12 protein-coding genes and 1 pseudogene are annotated in these 15,288 nt (G+C 71.6%); 5 read left to right on the plus strand and 8 right to left on the minus strand.

The window, feature by feature from the left end; genetic code table 11:
* The first annotated feature begins 68 nt into the window (after positions 1–68).
* Entirely contained in the window at positions 69–293 is a 225-nt protein-coding gene (locus tag NRP21_RS20680; RefSeq protein ID WP_257718132.1) for a zinc-finger domain-containing protein, read from the plus strand.
* A 150-nt stretch (positions 294–443) separates the two neighbouring features.
* Complete coding sequence (gene polA / locus NRP21_RS20685; protein WP_408639648.1) at positions 444–3,212, plus strand: DNA polymerase I; 2,769 nt, start codon at positions 444–446, stop codon at positions 3,210–3,212.
* Positions 3,213–3,411: 199 nt separating this feature from the next.
* Here polA and NRP21_RS20690 read toward each other — a convergent pair whose 3' ends face one another.
* Both NRP21_RS20690 and NRP21_RS20695 read right to left on the minus strand, forming a co-directional pair.
* A complete protein-coding gene (locus NRP21_RS20690) occupies positions 3,412–4,419 on the minus strand; it encodes a S1C family serine protease (RefSeq protein WP_257718178.1) in 1,008 nt (335 codons plus the stop codon).
* A gap of 41 nt (positions 4,420–4,460) precedes the next feature.
* Entirely contained in the window at positions 4,461–5,531 is a 1,071-nt protein-coding gene (locus tag NRP21_RS20695) for a S1C family serine protease (protein ID WP_257718134.1), read from the minus strand.
* Between the two features lie 196 nt (positions 5,532–5,727).
* On the opposite strand from NRP21_RS20695, the gene NRP21_RS20700 reads away from it, so the two are divergent.
* Complete coding sequence (locus NRP21_RS20700) at positions 5,728–7,134, plus strand: carbohydrate porin (protein WP_257718135.1); 1,407 nt, start codon at positions 5,728–5,730, stop codon at positions 7,132–7,134.
* A 100-nt stretch (positions 7,135–7,234) separates the two neighbouring features.
* Here the strand turns inward: NRP21_RS20700 and NRP21_RS20705 are convergent, their stop codons facing one another.
* The 3 genes from NRP21_RS20705 to NRP21_RS20715 all read right to left on the minus strand — a co-directional run bounded on the left by NRP21_RS20705 (position 7,235) and on the right by NRP21_RS20715 (position 9,364).
* The gene (locus NRP21_RS20705; protein ID WP_257718136.1) at positions 7,235–7,924 is read right to left on the minus strand and encodes a GntR family transcriptional regulator; all 690 of its coding nucleotides are present in this window, start codon (positions 7,922–7,924) and stop codon (positions 7,235–7,237) included.
* Positions 7,924–8,067 (minus strand): hypothetical protein, encoded by a 144-nt coding sequence (locus NRP21_RS20710; RefSeq protein WP_257718137.1) that lies wholly within the window; start codon positions 8,065–8,067, stop codon positions 7,924–7,926. The genes NRP21_RS20705 and NRP21_RS20710 overlap by 1 nt, the downstream gene beginning before the upstream one ends.
* Positions 8,068–8,257: 190 nt before the next feature.
* Complete coding sequence (locus tag NRP21_RS20715; RefSeq protein WP_257718138.1) at positions 8,258–9,364, minus strand: hypothetical protein; 1,107 nt, start codon at positions 9,362–9,364, stop codon at positions 8,258–8,260.
* A 158-nt stretch (positions 9,365–9,522) separates the two neighbouring features.
* Between NRP21_RS20715 and NRP21_RS20720 the strand changes: the two genes are divergently transcribed.
* Positions 9,523–9,951, plus strand: coding sequence for a hypothetical protein (locus tag NRP21_RS20720; RefSeq protein ID WP_257718139.1), 429 nt, complete (start codon positions 9,523–9,525; stop codon positions 9,949–9,951).
* 414 nt (positions 9,952–10,365) lie between these two features.
* Here the strand turns inward: NRP21_RS20720 and ppk2 are convergent, their stop codons facing one another.
* The 3 genes and pseudogenes from ppk2 to NRP21_RS20735 form a co-directional block, all read right to left on the minus strand.
* Positions 10,366–11,277 carry a polyphosphate kinase 2 gene (ppk2, locus tag NRP21_RS20725; protein WP_408639646.1) on the minus strand — a complete coding sequence of 304 codons (912 nt, stop codon included), beginning with the start codon at positions 11,275–11,277 and terminating at the stop codon, positions 10,366–10,368.
* 90 nt (positions 11,278–11,367) lie between these two features.
* Positions 11,368–11,739, minus strand: a pseudogene (locus tag NRP21_RS20730) (inorganic phosphate transporter); the annotation flags it as partial.
* 214 nt (positions 11,740–11,953) lie between these two features.
* Positions 11,954–14,269, minus strand: a complete 2,316-nt coding sequence (locus tag NRP21_RS20735; RefSeq protein WP_257718141.1) for a molybdopterin guanine dinucleotide-containing S/N-oxide reductase — start codon at positions 14,267–14,269, stop codon at positions 11,954–11,956.
* Positions 14,270–14,401: 132 nt separating this feature from the next.
* Here NRP21_RS20735 and NRP21_RS20740 point away from each other — a divergent pair, with 132 nt between their 5' ends.
* A complete protein-coding gene (locus NRP21_RS20740) occupies positions 14,402–15,097 on the plus strand; it encodes an IclR family transcriptional regulator (RefSeq protein WP_257718142.1) in 696 nt (231 codons plus the stop codon).
* Positions 15,098–15,288: the final 191 nt, after the last annotated feature.

A 15,288-nucleotide genomic window follows, 5' to 3' on the forward strand; every position in this document is an offset into this window, starting at 1 on the left:
GATCGCGCTCCCGGGCCTATCTATCGGGCCAGGTTCCCCCAGGACGAATGGCAGGACGACCCAGCCCGATGCGCGATCCCGAATACACCGGCTACGCCCCCAACCGCGTCCCCGGCCTGACGCCGGAGGAGGTGATCACCGTCACCGCCCGCAACATCCCCTGCGACGGGGGCGGCGGCACGCTCGGCCATCCGCGGGTGTGGCTGCACATCGAGGGGGAGGAGATCACCTGCCCCTACTGTTCCCGCACCTACCACCTCGCGCCCGGCGCGGGGGATGACGGCCACCACTGAGGTCCGGCCGGGCCCGCGCCCGGCCTCCTTCCTCTCTTTCAGGGCGGCCGGGCACCCGGCGCCGCCGATCCGGGGCATGGCATGGCAGAGCGCGAGAACGTGGACGAGGCGGCGGACAAGACCCCCGCGGCTGATCCCGTGACGGACGAGGTGAACACGGACCGCCACCTGATCCTGGTGGACGGATCCGGCTACATCTTCCGCGCCTTCCACGCCCTGCCGCCGATGACGAACCCGGCGGGCGTGCCCGTGAATGCCGTGTTCGGCTTCACCCAGATGCTGGCGAACTTCCTGAGCAAGCACGCGGGCAGCCACATCGCCGTGGTGTTCGACGCCTCCCGCGCCACCTTCCGCAACGAGATCTACGATCAGTACAAGGCCCAGCGCCCGGAGGCGCCGGAGGAGCTGAAGCCCCAGTTCGGCCTGATCCGGGAGGCGACGGACGCCTTCTGCGTCGCCCGCGTGGAGCTGGACGGCTACGAGGCCGACGACCTGATCGCCGCCTACGCCACGAAGTTCGCGGCCGAGGGCGGGCAGGTGACGATCGTCTCCTCCGACAAGGATCTGATGCAGCTGGTGGACGACCGCGTCCGCATGCTGGACCCCATCAAGAACAAGCCCATCCACGCCGCCGAGGTGATGGAGAAGTTCGGCGTGATGCCGGACAAGGTGGTGGAGGTGCAGGCCCTGGCCGGCGATTCCACGGACAACGTGCCGGGCGTGCCGGGCATCGGCATTAAGACCGCCGCCGGGCTGATCGAGCAGTACGGGGACGTGGAGACCCTTCTCTCCCGCCTCTCCGAGATCAAGCAGCCCAAGCGCCGCCAGGCGCTGGAGGAGAACGCGGAGATGGCCCGCATCTCCCGCCGCCTCGTGGAGCTGGACCGCAACGCGCCCCTGCCCTGCCCGGTGGAGGAGCTGGCGACCCGCGCCCCGGAGCCGGGGAAGCTGATGGCCTTCCTGAAGCTGCACGGCTTCCGCAGCGTGCAGCACCGCCTGGGCCTGGACGCCACCGGCGAGGTGCCGAAATCCCGCCCCGCCGGCCCGGCGCCCGCCCCTGTCGCCCTCTCCCTGCCCGAGGAGGGCGCCGCCTTCGGCCCCTACGAGACCATCACCACGATCGATGCCCTGCGCGACTTCGCCGATGCCGCGCGCGCGGCGGGGGTGATGGCGCTGGACACGGAGACGAGCAGCCTGGACGCGCTGAACGCCTCCCTCGTCGGCGTCTGCATGGCCCATGCGCCGGGCAAGGCCGCCTACCTGCCGCTGCAGCACGAGGGCGTGGACATGCTCACCCCAGCGCCGGAGCAGGTGCCCTTCGACCAGGCGATGGCAGTGCTGCGGCCCCTGCTGGCGGACCCTTCCGTGCTGAAGGTGCTGCACAACGCGAAGTACGACCTGGAGGTGCTGGGCCGCGACGTGAATGGCGGCCTCACGGTCTCGCCGGTCGATGACACCATGCTCATCTCCTACAGCATGGATGCCGGCCGCCACGGGCACGGGATGGACGAGCTCTCGCGCCGCCACCTCTCCCACCAGCCCATCACCTACGACGAGGTGACGGGCACGGGGCGCGCCCGCAAGCCCTTCGCCCAGGTCCCGCTGGACGAGGCGACGCGCTACGCCGCCGAGGACGCGGACGTCACGCTGCGCCTCTGGCACGCGCTGCACCCGAAGCTGCGCGAGGAGAAGGCGCTGGCCCTCTACGAGAACGTGGAGCGCCGCATGATCGCGGTGCTGCACGACATGGAGGTGGCGGGCGTGAAGGTGGACGGCCCCGCTCTGAAGCAGACCGGCGCCGAGTTCATCGAGCGCATGGCCGCGCTGGAGAAGGAGATCCACGAACTGGCGGGCGAGCCCTTCGCGGTCGGCTCGCCGAAGCAGCTCGGCGACATCCTCTTCGGCAAGATGGGGATGCAGGGCGGCAAGAAGGGCAAGTCCGGCGCCTATTCCACCGATGCCGCGACGCTGGAGGAGCTGGCCGCCAGCACCGGCCACGCGCTGCCGCGCAAGGTGCTGGACTGGCGCCAGCTCTCGAAGCTGAACTCCACCTACGTGGAGGGGCTGCAGGCCCAGCTGGCGCATGACGGCCGCGTCCACACCGACTTCTCCATGGCCATCACCAGCACCGGCCGCCTTTCCTCCACCGAGCCGAACCTGCAGAACATCCCGATCCGCACGGAGGAGGGCGCGCGCATCCGCCGCGCCTTCGTGGCGGAGGATGGGCACCGGCTGCTGGCCGCCGACTACTCCCAGATCGAGCTGCGCCTGCTGGCCCACGTCGCCCAGGTGCCCTCGCTGCTGGAAGCCTTCGAGACCGGCCAGGACATCCACGCCCGCACGGCGGCGGACATCTTCCGCATCCCGCTGGACAAGGTGGACCGGGAGGCGCGGCGGCGTGCCAAGACGATCAACTTCGGCATCATCTACGGCATGTCCGCCTTCGGCCTCGCCGGCCGCCTGGGCATCGGCGCCGCGGAGGCGCGCGGCATCATCGACGCCTACTTCGCGCAATACCCCGGCATCCGCGACGCGATGGAGCGCTTCAAGGAGGACGCCCGCACCAACGGCTACGTCACCACCCCCTTCGGCCGGAAGCTGTGGATCCCGGAGATCGCCTCCAAGAACCAGGGCCTGCGCGGCAATGCGGAGCGCGCGGCGATCAACGCGCCCTTCCAGGGCGGTGCCGCCGAGATCATCAAGCGCGCCATGGTCCGCCTGCCCGCCGTGCTGAAGGCGGAACGCCTTGCCGCCCGCATGCTGCTGCAGGTGCATGACGAGCTGCTCTTCGAGGTGCCGGAGGCGGAGCTCGAGGCAACGACGCCCGTGGTGAAGAGCGTGATGGAGGGCGTGGCCACCCTCTCCGTACCGCTGGCGGTGGAGGTCGGCACGGGGCATTCCTGGGCGGAGGCGCATTAGCGCCGCCGCCGGCTTCGCCCCGCTCCTCTTCTCCGCCTCGATCCGGATCTGCGGCAGCCGGCCGGCCCCGTCCGGGATGCGGGCCACCTCGACATGGACGTTCAGCCCGAGCTTCGCGGTGTCCTCGATGGCCTTGTTCAGCGCGTCGGTGGTCGCGCGCTGATCAGGGCCGCAGCCCTGATTCCCGTGCCGGAGCGGTTCAGCCCGGCGCCGCGCCCCTCTCGCATCGGATCAGGAACACCGACCGCCCGGCAATCTCCCCCACCTCCACCGCGCCCAGCTCCGGTCCTTCCGCCGCCAGGCGCGGCGCCACCCCGGCGGCGCGCAGGAAGGCCAGGGCGCGGTCCGCGCGCACGGCGAAGTTGACGTTCTGCGGCGTCAGCCGCCCCTGCTGCCGCAGCCCGGAGGTGCTGATGCCAACCAGCCGCCCGCGCATGTCCAGCAACGGCCCGCCGGAGTTCCCGGGCTGCAGCGGCGCGCTGACCTGGATCTGGTTCGGGTTGTCGCGGATGCCCGCCAGCCCGCTCACCTCGCCGCGCGTCAGCTTCGCGTCGGAGGAGAGGAGGTCGTTGAAGGGGAAGCCGTAGGCCACCACCCCCTCGCCGCGCCGCGGCAGCTCCTCGCGGAAGGCCAGGGCAGGCCCGGGCAGGCCGGGAACGCGCAGCACCGCCAGGTCCAGGTCGCGATTCGCCTGCACGGGCGGAACGGCGTCGTAGCGGAAGCCGCTCGGCGCCCGCAGCGTGATCCGCGCGCAGCCATCCACGACGTGCTGGTTCGTCATCACCCGCTCCGCCGCGACGAGGAAGCCGGAACCGGTGAGGGTGGCCGCCTCCTTGCCCTCGTTGCGGCCCCGCCCGCGCGCCGGGGGCGGTGCGGCGGCGGCCTGCACCGCGGCCGCCTCGAACACCACCACCGGCTGGGCGCAGACATCCTGGCCGCGCGCCACGGCCTCCCGCCCGTCGGCCAGCCGCAGCCGCACGTCCAGGCGGCAGGAGGAGCCGGCCGCCCGCCGGAAGCCCTTCTCCGCCCCGTCCGCCACGGGCTCGCGCAGGCGGTTGCGGCCGCGCGCCCCGGTGGCGTCTGCCTCTACCGCAACCAGGCCCACCGCCTCCTGCCCCGTGCGGTTCACGATGCGCCAGGCGCTGCCGCGCTCGGCCGCCAGGGCGGGCGTGGCGAGAAGGGTCAGGAGGAGCAGCAGGCGGCGCATCACGGCACTGTGAGGCTACCGCCGGGAGGATGGAAAGGGGGCTACTTCTCGCAGCGGATCAGCACGGTCGCCCGCTCCGCGATCTCGCCGATATCGGCGGCGCTGCGGTCCGGGCCGTTGCTGCGGGCGCCGGCCGGGCTCACCCCCGCGGCCTGCACGAAGGCCGCTGCGCGCTCTCCCTTCACCGCGAAGTTGATGTTCTGCGCGATATCGCCGGTGCGCCCCGCCACGGCCTGGGCATTCAGCTTGGAGACGATGACGCCCACCACGTTGCCCTGCATGTCCAGCAGTGGCCCGCCGGAATTGCCGGGCTGCACGGGGGCGCTGATCTGGATCTGGTTCGGGTTGTCCCGCAGCCCCGCGAGGCTGTTGACCTCCCCGCGCGTCAGCTTGGCGTCGGAGGAGAGGAGGCCGGTGAGCGGGTAGCCGAAGGCCACCACCCCCTCCCCGCGCCGCAGCGGCGGGTCCTGCCGGAAGGAGAGGACCGGGCCGGTGAGGCCGGGCACGGCGAGAAGGGCGAGGTCGAGATTGGCATCCGTGCGCGCGGGCGGCACGGCGGCGTGGTTGCGCCCGTCCGGCCCGCGCACGAGCACGCGGTCGCAGGCATCCACCACGTGGCGGTTTGTCAGCACCCGCTCCCCCGCGACAAGGAAGCCCGTGCCGGTGGAGGCGCGCGCCCCGGGGCGCGGGATGGCCTGGGGCGAGGGCGGCGTCTCCGGCGAAGGGGGGCGGGCCGCACCTCCGGCCGCCACGATGGCGCCGGCATCCAGCGAGACCTCGTGCTGCGTGCAGATCTCCTGGTTGCGCGCCACGGCCTCCCGCCCGTCCGCCAGCACGAGGCGGATGTCGAAGCGGCAGCCGGCCTGGGGGTTCGTGCGCAGGCGGTAGCTGTCGCCATTCGCCAGGGGCCGCGGCAGCAGGTTGCTCGCCCAGTCCGGGCGGCCGGCGCGCACGGCATGCAGCGCCCGCGCCTCCTGCCCCGTGCGGTTGAACACCCGCAGCCCTTCCGTGGCCTGGGCGGCGGTGGGCGGGGTGCCCTGCGCCCGGGCCGACGGCAGAGCCGGCAGCAGCAGGGCAAGGGCGAGGGCCGAGGCGAGGGGGATGGAGTGCATGGTACCCGCGATGTGTGCGGAGGCCGACGCGGCGTCAATCCACGCCCGCCTGTCCTCCGCTGGCAGAGGCAGAGCCGCTTGCGGCGGGAAGAGGAGCGCGGTAGCAAAGCAAGTAACTGATTTTATTACATAATTACTGCACAGATCGTGACATGAACATGTCTTCACTTTTTAGCACGACAGATCGGAGCCCGCCATGAAACGCCGCGTTGCCTGCCCGTCGCCGCGGCGCCTGCTGCGCGCCGCATCCCTGCTCCTGGGGCTGCTGGGACTTACCTCCCCCGCCATCGCCCAGCAGGCCGGCTCGCCCGGCGGCGGCGACGATGGAGCGGCGATCTTCCCCGGCATCGCCCGGGAACTGAAGGCCCTGCAGGAGGAGGGCTGGCTGGTCCACGGCCAGGCCACATTCGTGCTGCAGGGACATCCCCGCTTCCGCTCCCCCTACCAGGGCGCGGGCAGCCTCAAGCCCGAGGCCTCCGCCGCGAACACCTTCTCCTCGGACCTCATCATCGGCCGCCGCCTCTGGCACGGGGCGGAGGCGGTGGTGGACGTCTCCGTCACCCGCGGCTTCGGCCTCTCCAACTCCACGGGCGTCGCGGCCTTCCCGAACAACGAGGCCTTCCGCCTCGGCTCGACCGAGCCCACCATCTTCGTCCCCCGCGCCTTCTTCCGGCAGACGATCGCCCTCTCCGACGACACGGTGGAGGGCGAGGACGACCCGCTGCGCTTCGACGGCGCCCTGCCGCGGGAGCGGCTGACCTTCACGGTCGGCAAGATGTCGGTCTGGGACATCTTCGACAGGAACAGCTACTCCCACGACGCCCGTACCCAGTTCCTCAACTGGGCTCTCGTCGGTGCCGGCGCCGTGGACTACGCCGCCGACGCCCGCGGCTGGACCATCGGTGCGGCGGCGGAGTGGGAGGACGGGACCTGGGGCCTGCGCGCCGGCGCGTTCCAGGTGGCCCGCCGGGTGAACGGCCTCTTCCTCGACCCCTCCATCACCCGCGGCTGGCAGTTGCTGGGCGAGGTGGACCGCTTCACCCGCCTCGGCGGCCGCCCCGGCGCCGTGCGCGTCATCGCCGGCCTCTCCCGCACCCGCCAGTCGAGCTGGGGCGAGCTGCTGGATCCCGTCAATCCCGTGGGCTTCGAGCTGAACCCGCGCAACTACCGCACCAAGGCCATGCTCGCCCTGAACCTGGAGCAGGAGATCGCCGACAACCTCGGCGCCTTCGCCCGCCTTTCCTGGAACGACGGCCGCACGCAGAACTGGATGTTCACGGAGATGGACCGCGCCGTCTCCGGCGGCCTCTCCCTCAAGGGCGCCAGCTGGAACCGCCCGGAGGACACGGTGGGACTGGCAGGCAATGTCGGCTGGGCCTCCGCCGGGCGTCGCCAGTACCTCGCCTCCGGCGGCATCGGCTTCATCACCGGCGACGGCGCCCTGCGCGGCGGGCCGGAATACGCGATCGAGGCCTTCTACGACGCGGCCGTGGCGCCGGGCGTGAACCTAGCCTTCGATGCGCAGCAGGTCTTCAACCCCGCCTACAACCGGGACCGCGGGCCGGTGACGCTCTTCGCCATACGGGCTCGGGTGGCGTTCTGAGAAGGCGCGCCATCCGCCTTAGGGGGAGAAGGGATTCTCTCCCCCTCGATCCCCTTCGGGAGATGCGCCCAGCGGCCTCGATGCGCCCGCGGGTCCTCGCCTACTCCTGCCGGGAGCTTTCGCCCCTGGCGATCCTGATGCTGCGCGCAAAGGTGGCGTGCAGGTGACGGCGCGCGATCCTCTCCGCGGCCTCGCCGTCCCGGCGGGCGATCGCGGCGGCGATCTCGCCGTGGTCGTCCAGCGCCGTCCGCGTCTCCTCGGGGCCGAGCATGCGCATCAGCCGCCGGCTGCCGAAGAGGACCCGGTGCCCCTCCGCAAGGGCGATCAGGCGCGGGGAATGGGTGGCGGCCAGGATGGCGTCGTGGAAGGCGACGTTCAGCTCCGTCCGCACCTCCGGCTCGATGGCCTCCTGGCGCCTGGCCTCGGCGGCCAGGGCGGCGATGCGGGCGACCTGTTCCGGCGTGGCGCGGCCGGCGGCCAGCCGGGCGGCGCAGCCCTCCAATGCCTCCCGCGTCAGCACCAGCTCCTCGAGGTCCGCCAGGGGATCCACCACGATCACGCCGGAGGGGTCCGCCGGGCGGAGTAGGCCGGCGGCCAGCAGCCGCGTCAGCGCCTCGCGCACCGGGGTGCGGCTCACGCCCGTGCTGGCGGCGATGTTCGCCTCGCTCAGCCGGGTGCCGTGCGGGATTTCCCCCTCCAGGATGCGTTCGCGGAGCTTGTCGAACACCAGCTCCCCCGCGTTGCGTGCGGGCGGGATGCGCCAGTCCCCGATCGTGGGAGAAGCCCCCATCAGGTGACTTCCAGCCCTGCCATGCCCCGCGCGGTCACGGCATGCCGCCCATCGCTGGCGAGCGCCGCCTCCACCGTGGGAACCGGGACCTGGCGGTCATCCTGCAGGCTCTCACGATAGGTCTCGCCAGTCTGTCGCGCCATCATCCACTCCGAAAAGGGCACCACCACTTTACGCTGTGCGGAACACCCCTATTCGCGCGCCGGTGGGCGTCAAGTGGGCGGCTAACCCTTCCGCGAGAGAAAAGGCGCCTCTCTCAACCGCAAAAAATGCGCCGCCAACCTGTGCCGGAGCATCGCCGGAGCGAGCTGCCCGGCGTCGCCCGGCGAACGCTCAGTGCCGGATGAGCGAGAGCACGATCTCCACGGCGATGAGCAGCAGGATGGCAATTTCCAGCAGCTCCGCGCGGCCGCCCGCCGCCTCCCCGTGCAGGGCGGTGTAGGTCTGCCGGATGATCTCGAGCTTGCGGTCCACCGCCGCGCTCACCTGGGGCACGCGGAACAGCCCCATCGCGGCGGCATAGACGCGCGCGAGGTACACGTCCTCCGTCACCTGCAGGGCGTTGTCCACGCGCTCGGCCAGTTCCGTCACCTCCGCCACCAGCGTGTGCAGCTGCCGGGCGAGGCGCGCGTAGCGGCGGGATGCCAGCAGGTTGGTGCGGCTGCGCGCCGCCTCCACCAGGGCCCGCATGCGCGGCAACTCGTCGTCCAGCATCTCGTCGTAGCTGCGCAGCTCCAGCAGCTGGGCGTTGGCCATCTCCAGCACGTCGGCCACGTCCGTCTCGCGCCGCGGCTCCAGGATGAAGGCGCGGTCCCAGGTGATCACCGCCAGGTCGTCCGGGTGGTAGGAGAAGCGCTGCGCCAGCAGGTCGCGCCGCGCCCCCTCGGAGAGTGGCCTCTCCTCGCCCGAGAGCAGCGGCACGAGGTCCACGCGCTGCTGTAGCGCCTCCGCGGTGATCGGCTCGCCGAAGGCGTTCACCACGGCGATGAGATAGTCCTCCTGCAATGGCGCCGCGGTCGGGCGGTCCAGCGCCTCGCCGAGCACCTCGCGCAGCCGGGCCAGCAGCCCGTCCCACACCTCGGTGCTGGCCGCGGGGCCCACCGCCGCATCGGTCCGGTTCACCAGCGCCGTGAAGGCCGGCCAGGAGAGGTCCTGCGCGGGGATGTGCAGCGCCAGCGCCGCGATCCCGAAGTCGTAGAGCCGCACGCTGGCCTCCGCCGCGACCGTGCTGCCGCCGAGGGGGACCGGCACGGGGCCGAGGGCGAGGGCGAGGGGCGGCACGCCGAAGGACACGGCCTTGGATGGCGTGCCGGCCAGCCGGGCCCGCGCGCTGGCGCCCGCCGTCCGCTGCGCCCAGAGCTCCTCCGCCCGCCTCAGGTCGATCTCATAGGCCAGGTCAAACAGGCGAAGGGCCGCGACATGCCCCGACCGGACCGACAATTCCTGCTCCGCCAAGCCACTGCCCCCCCTGCCGACGAAACCGTTCTGCACGCTTGCACGCTTGCACGCCAGTTTCGCGGGCCATAGCCTTGGCCTGACACCAAAACTTCACCGGTTCGCCCAGGCCAGCACGGCCCGGCACCCGAGGAGCCCGAGACATGCAGGGTCCGACCAGCAACGGCACCGCCAGGCCCGCCGCCCGCAAGCCTGCCAAGCCCAGGCCGGCCGCGCAGGCCCGGCCCGCAGGCGCCAAGCCGGTGGCCAAGAAGGCGCCCGCCAAGAAGGCTCCCGCCAGGAAGGGATCGGGCGAGCTGGCGCCGGCCAAGAAGGCCCTGGTGAAGAAGACGCTGGCCGCCAGGGCGGAGGCGCTCCCCCTGCCGGCCGAGCCTGCGGCGAAGGACGGCAGGGCCAAGGAGAAGGCGCCGAAGCCGGCCAAGGAGCGGACCGAGCCGCTGAACTTCCGCGTCACCCCGGAGTTCCGCCGCGCCTTCAAGCGGGCCGCCGCCGCGCAGGACTGCAAGAAGGTGGAGCTGCTCGAGCGCATCTTCGCCGAGTGGAGCGCGCGCAACCCCGCCCCGGCGGTCTGAGCCCTGCACCAGCCCGGGCCCGTCACCCGCCCTTTCGCCACGCGCGCCCTGCTACTCCCCGAACGGCTCAAAGCCCGACCAGCGCATCCGTCATCAGCGTGCGGACGAAGTTTCCTTTCTGGAGCGCGCTTGCGGCCCCAGGGGGAGAGAAGGAATTTTCTCCCCCTGGAACCACTCATCTTCTGGGGTTGCCGCGGGATGCTGCATTGGAGGCGCGCCTGAGGTCGATGACCTCAGGCGACCGACACGGCCGCCTGGACTGACGCGGTGCCACAAAGGCCCCCGGCGCCATTCTTCGACCACTGCATCCGCGGCGGCCCGATCGCAGGGTCCGGAGGGCACGTTTGCCCCCCGGCGGAGCGGTTCCAGGGGAGGCAAAGCCTCCCCTGGGGCCACCGGCGCGCCCACCGCCGTTCAGTAATTCTCCGGCACGTAGAGTTCGGGCGGAAGCGTCCGCCGCTCATAGTCCGGGTCGAACACCCGCTCCGGCAGTTCCACAGTCTCGCGCGGGATTTCCTCGTAGGGGATGAGGGAGAGAAGGTGCGCGATGCAGTTCAGCCGCGCCCGCTTCTTGTCGTTCCCCTCCACGATGTACCAGGGCGCCTCCTCGATGTTCGTGCGCTGGAACATCTCCTCTTTGGCGCGGGTATAGGCCTCCCAGCGGACGCGCGATTGCAGGTCCATGGGGGAGAGCTTCCACTGCTTGATCGGGTCGTGGATGCGCATGAGGAAGCGGAGCTGCTGCTCCTCATCCGTGATGGAGAACCAGTACTTCACCACGATGATGCCGGAGCGCACGAGCATCCGCTCGAAGTCCGGCACGTCGCGGAAGAAGTCCTCCACCTGCCCGTCATCGGCGAAGCCCATCACGCGCTCCACGCCCGCGCGGTTGTACCAGCTGCGGTCGAACAGCACGATCTCGCCGGCCGCCGGCAGGTGGGACACGTAGCGCTGGAAGTACCACTGCGTCCGCTCGCGGTCGGAAGGGGCGGGCAGGGCCACCACGCGGCAGTGGCGGGGGTTCACGCGCTGGGTGATGCGCTTGATCACGCCGCCCTTGCCGGCGCTGTCCCGCCCCTCAAACAGGACGACGACCTTCAACCCCTTGTGGACCACCCAGTCCTGCAGCTTCACCAGCTCGCCCTGCAGGCGAAGCAGCTCCCGGAAGTAGAGGCCGCGGTCGATCGCGCTCTTCTTCCGGTGGTGGTGCAGCTCGCGCAGCTCGGGCGGCAGGCGGGCGTCGTCCACCTCCTGCTCCAGTTCCTCGTCGAAGTCGTCCTCAAGCTCCAGCTTGAGCCACGAGGAGTCGCTCTCTTCGGCCTGCATCGGCATCCCTCCGGGTCGGCGCCGTCTTGATCACGGGAACGGGCCGCCGTGCAATGTCGGTTCGGTGACACCTCACGGCGCCCGCACCCGCTACATGAACTGGCGCAGCAGGGCGTAGAGGCAGCCGGAGAGCAGGATGGCGGCCGGCAGGGTCAGCACCCAGGCCATCAGCAGGCTGCGCACGGTGGACCACTGCAGCCCGGACCCGTTCGCCACCATCGTCCCCGCCACGCCGGAGGAGAGGACGTGGGTGGTGGAGACGGGCAGGTGGTACATGTCCGCCGCGGCGATCGTCACGGCCGCCACCATCTCGGCGGAGGCGCCCTGCGCGCAGGCCAGGTGCGTCGTGCCGATCTTCTCACCCACCGTGACGACGATGCGCTTCCACCCGACCATGGTGCCGAGGCCGAGCGCGATGGCGACCGCGATCTTCACCCAGCCCGGGATGAACCTCGTCGCGTCGTCCAGCGCGCGCTGGTAGGCGTTGAGCCGCGCCGTCTCCGCCGCGTCGAAGGCCATGCCCTGCTTCTTCAGGCCGCGGATGGTGTCGGGGACGAGGTACAAGTCGTTGCGCACGTTCTGCGTGGCGGCGGCGGAAATGCGCTGGATGGAGCCGTGGTCGCGCGCGCGCTGTACTCCACGTCCAGCGTCGCGGCGTCCATGCCGCGGTAGAGGCTCACGCGCGCAACGCGGGCACAGGCGGCTCGAAGGCCTGGATCGGCGGCAGGTTGCCCTCGAAGCGCTCCACCTCCACCACCGTCAGCTGCCCCGTGCAGCCCTGGGCGAGGCGGGAGGTGCCCACGTCCCGCGTCAGCACGTTCGGGTTGCCGTGGACGCAGAGCGGCCGGTCGTCCGAGGCATCGGCGGGGTCGTACCAGGCGCCGGTGGGCAGCTGCACCACGCCGGGCATCACGTCCTCCGTCAGCGCCGCGCTCGCCAAGCAGGCGCCGCGCTCGTTGAACAGGCGCAGGATGTCGCCCTCGGCGATGCCGCGCGCGGCGGCGTCCGCCGGGTTCATCCGCGCCACCTCGCGCCCGCGCCGCTTCTCGCCCGCGCTATAGGCGCCGAAGTCGAGCTGGCTGTGCAGCTTCGTGTAGGGCTGGTTCGCCACCAGCCGCAGCCCGTGCCGCGCATCCGGCACCTCAACCGGCGGCAGCCAGGCGGGGTGACCAGGGCAGTCGTCGTAGCCGAAGCCGGCGACGGTCTCTGAGAAGATCTCCAGCTTCCCGCTCGGCGTCGGCAGCGGCGCGCCATCGGGATCGCGCCGGAAGCGCCCGACGATGCCGCCGTCATCCTCCTCCTGCGGCACGGCCAGCTCGCCCTCGCGGAAGAAGGTGTCGAAGTCCGGCGCAGGGAGCCCCTTCGCCTCCAGCGCCTTCTGCGTCCGCTCGTACAGGTGCCGCAGCCAGCCCGCCGCGTCGCGCCCCTCCGTGAAGGCCTCCTCTGCGCCCAGTCGGCGGGAGAGTTCGGCGAAGATCGCGTAGTCGTCCCGCGCCTCGCCGAAGGGCTCGGCCAGGCGGTGCATCGCGACCATCAGCGGGTCGGTCGCGGCGGCGCCGATGTCCTCGCGCTCCAGCGTCATCGTGCAGGGCAGCACGATATCGGCGTGGCGGGCGGTGGCGGTCCAGGCCGTCTCGTGCACCACCAGCGTGTCCACCCGTGCGAAGGCCTCGCGCAGGCGGTTCAGGTCCTGGTGGTGGTGGAAGGGATTGCCGCCGGCCCAGTACACCAGCTTGATGTCGGCGTAGTTCATCCGCTTGCCGTTGTAGTCGAAGGGCGCGCCAGGGTTCAGCAGCATGTCGCTGATCCGTGCTACGGGGATGAAGTTCTTCACGCCGTTGGTGCCCTGCGGCAGGGTCGGGATCGGCACCGCGTTCTGCTGCCGCCCGTAATGCGCCAGCGCCCCGAGCGCGTAGGCATAGCCCCCGCCCGGCAGCCCGATCTGGCCGAGCATCGCCGCCAGCACCGCCCCCATCCACACGGGCTGCTCACCGTGCTCCGCGCGCTGCAGCGCGTGCGCCATCGCCACCAGCGTGCGCCCCTGCGCCGCGCGGCGGGCCAGCGCGCGGATCGTCTCCGCCGCGACGCCGCAGATCGGTGCCGCCCAGTCAGCGTCCTTCGGCTGCCCGTCCTCCGCGCCCGTCAGGTAGCGCTCGAACCGCGGGAAGCCCACGCAGAAGCGACCGAGGAAATCCGTGTCGTGCAGCCCCTCCGCCACCAGCGTGTGCGCCATGCCCAGCATCAGCGCCGTGTCCGTGCCGGGCACCACGGGCAGCCACTCCGCCCCCGCCTCCTCCGGCAGGTCGCTCCGCAGCGGGGAGATGTTGATGAAGCGCGTGCCCCGTGCCTGGGCGCGCCGCATCGAATCCCGCTCGATGTGCTTGCTCACGCCGCCGCTGGCCACGGCCGAGTTCTTCAGCGCCATGCCGCCGAAGGCCAGCACCGTGTCCGTATGCGCCACCACCTGCGTCCAGGTCACGCCCCGCCGCGCCACCGCGTCGAACGGCCCGATGAAGTGCGGCATGATTACCGCCGAGGCGCCCGCGCTATAGGAGTTCACCGAGCGCACGTAGCCGCCGAGCGTCGTGTTCAGGAAGCGGTGCACCTGGCTCTGCGCGTGGTGGAAGCGCCCCGCCGAGGACCAGCCATAGGAACCGCCGAATACCGCCTCCGGCCCGTACGCCTCCTTCACGCGGCGCAGCTCCCCGGCCAGCAGGTCCAGCACCTCGTCCCAGCCCATCTCCACGAACTCGTCGCGCCCGCGCCGCCGGTCCGGCCCCGGCCCCCTCTCCAGCCAGCCCCGCCGCACCATCGGCCGCGCGATCCGGGCCCGGTGGTGCAGCGCGTCCGCGAAGTTGCCGAGGATGGGGGAGGGGTCGGGATCGCCGGGGTGCGGCTGCACCACCAGCCGCCCATCGGCCCAGCCCGCGCGGAACACCCCCCAATGCGCGCTGTGGTTCCGCAGAGCGGTCTTCTCAGGGGCTTCGCTCATCGGGCTGCCTCTCCCGGCGACGGGCGCGGCCCTCCGCCTTGCTTCACTGGATGAAATCTCTTTTACTGAATGAACTGTCCGGGACGCGCCCGGCGGCGTCAAGCAAAGACAACCAGGACAGCCCTTGCCATCATGGCCAACACGGCCCCCGCCACCAAGCCCCCTTCCGGTGTGCTGGACCGCGCCCTCCTCGTCCTCGCCTGCTTCACGGATGCACATCCGCGCCTGCACCTGCGCGAACTGGCCGCCCTCAGTGGCCTGGACAAGGCCACCCTCCTCCGCATCCTCGGCACCTTCATCGCCCACGGCTACCTGCGGAGGGAGGCCGATGGCCGCTACGCCCCTGGCCCGGCCCCTCTCCGCCTAGGCGCACTCTACGCCGCCACGCACGACGTCACCGCCCGCCTCATGCCTGTCCTGCAGGCCGTGATGGAGCGCACCGGCGAGAGCGCCGCCTTCTACCAGCGCGACGGCGATGACCGCCTTTGCCTCTGCCGCGTCAACGCCCCCCGCTCCCTACGCCACCAGGTCGAACCCGGCGAGCGCCTGCCCCTCTCCGCCGGCGGCGCCGCTGCCCACGTCCTCCTGGCCGGCACCGGCAGCCCCACCCCCCTGGCTGAAACCCTCCAACACCAGGGCTGGCTCTCCACCGCCGGGGAACGCGACCCCGGCCTCGCCTCCATCGCCATCCCCGTGCGCGAGAACGACGGCACCTTCCTCGGCGCCCTGGTGGTCAGTGGCCCCATCAGCCGCCAGACCGAAGAAGGCTTCGCCGAAGCGCGGGCGATCGCGGCGCCGCTGCTGCGGGAACAGGGGTTCCTGTCCTGAGCTGACGGTCTGTCCCGGGGAGAGGAAGAAGGAATTCTTCCTCTCCCCGGACCCCTCACCATCATCTTCTTCTATGGGTTGGTCTGAACCTCGCTGACGGTGCGCCTCGGCTCAAAGAGCCGAGGCGACTGCGAGGGCAGGATGAAGCCCCATCGTCAGCGCCACTTCTCAAGTCAGTCCCCGCGGCAGCC

The organism is Roseomonas populi, assembly GCF_024594815.1.
GTDB lineage: Bacteria > Pseudomonadota > Alphaproteobacteria > Acetobacterales > Acetobacteraceae > Roseomonas > Roseomonas populi.

Bases quoted from the DNA above. Each gene is read 5' to 3' on its own strand.
- ppk2 (WP_408639646.1), bottom strand. From the start codon at position 11,277: ATGCAGGCCGAAGAGAGCGACTCCTCGTGGCTCAAGCTGGAGCTTGAG.
- NRP21_RS20710 (WP_257718137.1), bottom strand. From the start codon at position 8,067: ATGGCGCGACAGACTGGCGAGACCTATCGTGAGAGCCTGCAGGATGAC.
- NRP21_RS20720 (WP_257718139.1), top strand. From the start codon at position 9,523: ATGCAGGGTCCGACCAGCAACGGCACCGCCAGGCCCGCCGCCCGCAAG.
- NRP21_RS20700 (WP_257718135.1), top strand. From the start codon at position 5,728: ATGAAACGCCGCGTTGCCTGCCCGTCGCCGCGGCGCCTGCTGCGCGCC.
- NRP21_RS20680 (WP_257718132.1), top strand. From the start codon at position 69: ATGCGCGATCCCGAATACACCGGCTACGCCCCCAACCGCGTCCCCGGC.
- NRP21_RS20740 (WP_257718142.1), top strand. From the start codon at position 14,402: ATGGCCAACACGGCCCCCGCCACCAAGCCCCCTTCCGGTGTGCTGGAC.
- NRP21_RS20690 (WP_257718178.1), bottom strand. From the start codon at position 4,419: ATGCGCCGCCTGCTGCTCCTCCTGACCCTTCTCGCCACGCCCGCCCTG.
- NRP21_RS20735 (WP_257718141.1), bottom strand. From the start codon at position 14,269: ATGAGCGAAGCCCCTGAGAAGACCGCTCTGCGGAACCACAGCGCGCAT.
- NRP21_RS20705 (WP_257718136.1), bottom strand. From the start codon at position 7,924: ATGGGGGCTTCTCCCACGATCGGGGACTGGCGCATCCCGCCCGCACGC.
- NRP21_RS20695 (WP_257718134.1), bottom strand. From the start codon at position 5,531: ATGCACTCCATCCCCCTCGCCTCGGCCCTCGCCCTTGCCCTGCTGCTG.